Source organism: Microvirga sp. P4_G7, assembly GCF_056401005.1.
In genome coordinates this window covers 1-3,692 of sequence record NZ_JBFUKD010000368.1, presented here as the reverse complement: position 1 = coordinate 3,692, position 3,692 = coordinate 1, and the positions used below count along the sequence as shown (strand labels likewise).

The 3,692-nt window shown below is 62.8% G+C and carries 6 protein-coding genes; 1 reads left to right on the top strand and 5 read right to left on the bottom strand.

Features of this window, described 5'->3' with window-relative positions:
* The 5 genes from AC1DT3_RS14720 to AC1DT3_RS14700 form a co-directional block, all read right to left on the bottom strand.
* The coding region (locus AC1DT3_RS14720; RefSeq protein WP_477465992.1) for a hypothetical protein at positions 1–296 on the bottom strand (296 nt) is incomplete at its 3' end.
* Positions 297–374: 78 nt separating this feature from the next.
* A complete protein-coding gene (locus tag AC1DT3_RS14715; protein ID WP_477465991.1) occupies positions 375–971 on the bottom strand; it encodes a histidine phosphatase family protein in 597 nt (198 codons plus the stop codon).
* Complete coding sequence (fabI, locus tag AC1DT3_RS14710; protein ID WP_477465990.1) at positions 968–1,798, bottom strand: enoyl-ACP reductase FabI; 831 nt, start codon at positions 1,796–1,798, stop codon at positions 968–970. Before fabI ends, AC1DT3_RS14715 begins: the two co-directional genes overlap by 4 nt.
* A gap of 119 nt (positions 1,799–1,917) precedes the next feature.
* A complete protein-coding gene (locus tag AC1DT3_RS14705) occupies positions 1,918–2,850 on the bottom strand; it encodes a DnaJ C-terminal domain-containing protein (RefSeq protein WP_477465989.1) in 933 nt (310 codons plus the stop codon).
* A gap of 108 nt (positions 2,851–2,958) precedes the next feature.
* The gene (locus AC1DT3_RS14700) at positions 2,959–3,435 is read right to left on the bottom strand and encodes an RT0821/Lpp0805 family surface protein (protein WP_477465988.1); all 477 of its coding nucleotides are present in this window, start codon (positions 3,433–3,435) and stop codon (positions 2,959–2,961) included.
* Positions 3,436–3,448: 13 nt separating this feature from the next.
* Between AC1DT3_RS14700 and AC1DT3_RS14695 the strand changes: the two genes are divergently transcribed.
* On the top strand, positions 3,449–3,692 hold a 244-nt coding region (locus AC1DT3_RS14695), incomplete at its 3' end, for a pyridoxamine 5'-phosphate oxidase family protein (protein WP_477465987.1).

Here is a 3,692-nt window from a genome sequence, read left to right as displayed (position 1 = left end):
CCCTTCTTCGGCGTGTAGATGTAGGCCAACCCGCGAACCTTGGTGCCCGGGCAGCGGCTCTCCTTCCCGAGATTCTGTTCGTGTGGGACGATCTGCAGCGTTCCGTTGACGGGCGCTTGCCGAACTTTGMCGGCCGGGATTTGCGACGGATAGCAGGTGTCGACTTCGTAACCCAGGAAACCGCCCAGCGCCGATCGGCTGTTCGCCTTGACCGTGCGCTCGAGGGTGTCGGCCTGCGCCGGACAGGCCAGCATGGCCAGCCCCACGCCCGCGAAGAGGATTCTGCCGTAGCCCATCACGCACCCCCAGAAACGGAATATCATTTCTGATGAAGCACTTTTTCCTACTCGCTTCAACCCTGAAAACCGGAGCGCTTACTCCCAGCGATACGAGCGGCCTTCCAATACCAGGACCCTGCCCTGCCAGATGTCCATGATGGCGGCGTGGCGGGGGTGGATGCTGCAGGCAATGGCCAGAAATGCCCTGGCGACGCCACCGTGGGCGACGATGACGGTGTCGCGGGTGATGTCGTCGAGGATAGGCCTGACACGGTCGGTGAGCATGGCGTAGCTCTCCCCACCGCCCGGAGGCGCGTAGCCCCACTTGTCGCGTTCGCGAGCGGCCGCTGCCTGCGGCTCCTTGGCTCTGACCTCTTTCCAGGTCAGGCCTTCCCACTCGCCGAAGGTGAGCTCCACGAGACGCTCGTCGAGTCGATAGTACGGCGGATGCAGGCCCATGGCCTCCCGCATGATCTCCATGGTCTCGCGCGTACGCACCATGGGGCTCGCGACGTAGTCGAGATCTTCGGGATGCGCTGTCAGCGATTGCAGCCGGCGTCCGGCCTCTTCGGCCTGCACGCGTCCGAAATCGTTGAGCGGTATGTCCTTCTGACCCTGGAGCCGACCTTCGAGGTTCCAGTCCGTCTCACCGTGGCGGACGAAATAGATCACCGGACGTCGTTGCGTCTTCACGCGCCTTCTTTGTCCAACGACATGTCGGGAGCCTCGGGGTTCTTCATACCGACCACGTGATAACCCGCGTCGACATGCAGAATTTCGCCTGTCACGCCGCTCGACATGTTGGACACGAGATAGGCCGCCGTCTCACCGACCTCGTCCGTCGTCACMGTCCGGCGAAGCGGCGAATTGTACTCGTTCCACTTGAGAATGTAGCGGAAGTCGCCGATGCCCGACGCGGCCAGCGTCTTGATGGGCCCGGCCGAGATGGCGTTGACGCGGATGTTCTTCGGTCCGAGATCGGCCGCCATGTAGCGCACCGAGGCCTCCAGAGCCGCCTTCGCGACACCCATGACGTTGTAGTGCGGCATCCACTTTTCAGCGCCGTAATAGGTCAGCGTCAGCAATGCGCCGCCGTCCGGCATCAACTTCTCGGCGCGCTGGGCGATCGCCGTGAACGAATAGCAGGAAATGTTGAGCGAACGGTTGAAATTGCCCTCGGTCGTGTCGACGTAGCGGCCCGTCAGCTCGTCCTTGTCCGAGAAGGCGATGCAATGGACGACGAAGTCGATCGTGCCCCATGCGCGCTTCAACTCGTCGAAGACAGCGTCGATGCTCGCACCGTCCGTCACGTCGCAATGGCCGACGACGATGGCATCGAGCTCCTTGGCGAGAGGTTCGACACGCTTCTTGAGGGCATCCCCTTGATAGGTGAAGGCGAGCTCCGCTCCGTGCCTGCGCGCGGCCTGCGCGATACCCCAGGCGATGGAGCGGTTGTTAGCAACCCCCATGATCAAGCCGCGCTTGCCGGCTAGAATTCCGGGCGCCGTTGTCTCCGCCATGTGTTCACCCAAATCGTCGCTAGAAACCTTAGAAAGAGGGCTTCTTTAACTGAGGTGGCAGCCAGGGGGAAGAGACTCCCTGACATCCTGGCCATTCCTCCAAGGAAAAGAATATGATCCTAGTCGGCTTTGGCCGACCGCCGCTTGCGGGCGTATTCCACGAGATCCTCGTCCGCGGTTTCCGGCAGCTTGATCTCGGCGGTCACCAGAAGGTCTCCGTTGCCGCTTTTCCCGGGAAGCCCCTTGCCGCGCAGCCTGAAGGTGCGGCCTGAATTGGTCATCGGCGGAATGGTCATGTCGACCGCGCCGGTCAGGGTCGGAACACGGATCGAGCCGCCGAGCACCGCCTCGTCGATTTCGATCGGCAACCGAAGGCGGAGGTTGGAGTCCTCGATCGTGAACCGGCTGTGGGGCGCGATCCGAATTGTCAGCATGGCATCGCCCGGCTCGACGCCGGGGAGCGAATAGCCCAATCCCCTCAGCCGGATCGTCTGGCCGTCGGAGACGCCTTTCGGGATGACGACGTCGACATCGCGCCCGGTGGGGAGGGTGATGCGCTTCTTGGCCTCGCTCGCCACGTCCTCGAGGGAGACCGTCAAGGTCGCGGCCACGTCTTCGCCCTTGCGTGGCTGAGCCTTGCGCTGCTGGTTCTGGCCGCCCGCGCGGAACGCATCGCCGAACAATTGGGAGAAGATATCATCGCCCGGCTCCGGGCTCCGGGCACGCCGACCACGGCCGAACGGCGAGCCGCCTGCGTTGAAACCAAAGCCTGCGAAATCCTCGGGTCGGGCATTGCCGCCGCTGAATCCCTCGAAACCCTGGAAGCGGGGCTTGCCCTCGGCGTCGATTTCGCCGCGATCGAACTGGCCACGCTTGTCCGTATCGCCCAATATCTCATAGGCGGAGTTCAGTTCGGCGAACTTGTCCTTGGCTTTGGGGTCGTCGGCGTTGCGATCGGGATGATGCGTCTTCGCGAGCTTGCGAAACGCCTTCTTGATCTCCGCCGCGCTTGCAGTCCGCGGCACGCCGAGGATGTCGTAGGGGTTGCGCATCAATGATTTGTCCGTTGGCCTGGATTTGGGCAAAAGCCCATCGGCTTCAACGTCCATATGGGCAAAGTGTTGCGTCTTTGCAACGCCTTTTGCGCACCCGAGCCGTTGCTAAGCTTTCTTCGGCAACTTGTCGGTTTTGACCTCTTTGAGGGTCCACTCGCCACCGGACGGACGGCATGCCGTCCCCTTCAGGGCGTGGCTTGCCGGCCCGCTCACTTGCGCCGAGAACGAGCGACAGATCTCGTCGTCCCTCACGAAAGGCTGCGAGGAGGCCGTAAAGCTGCCCCTTCTCGCCGTATCGGGGTTGTCCCAGGACACCAGAGTGCCGGGCCCCTGCGGGTCCAGGGCGACGGCGAGGGCGGCCTTGGCGCGCCGCCAATCCTCCTCGTCGAGATCGGGCGCGAGGGTCGGGGGCGCGACGGCTATCGAGGCGGTCGTCTCCGGTTCGTCGATGTCGAGCGACACAAAGGAGTAGGACAAGCTGCAGGCGCTGGTGGTAAGAGCGATGACACCAGCGGCAAGAATCCGCAGGATTTCGCCACGACGAGCGTCTGAACTATAACGGCGCTCACCCGAAAAACTCACGCTGCGGCACTCCATGAACGCTAAAGACACACCCTCTGTTAAAGACTCCAACCCGTTAACAAGCGGTGACTTCACTGAAACGTCCGAGCCGTTCGCCTTGTTCGCCACCTGGCTGAACGAAGCGAAGCGGTCCGAGCCCGAGGACGCCAACGCCATGGCGCTCGCCACGGTGGACGAGAGCGGATTGCCGAACGTTCGCATGGTCTTGCTGAAGGGCGCCGACGAGAACGGGTTCGTGTTCTACACCAACACGGAAT

What these genes read in the sequence shown, in the direction of transcription:
- AC1DT3_RS14705 (WP_477465989.1), bottom strand. Translation starts at nt 2,850, where the DNA reads ATGCGCAACCCCTACGACATCCTCGGCGTGCCGCGGACTGCAAGCGCG.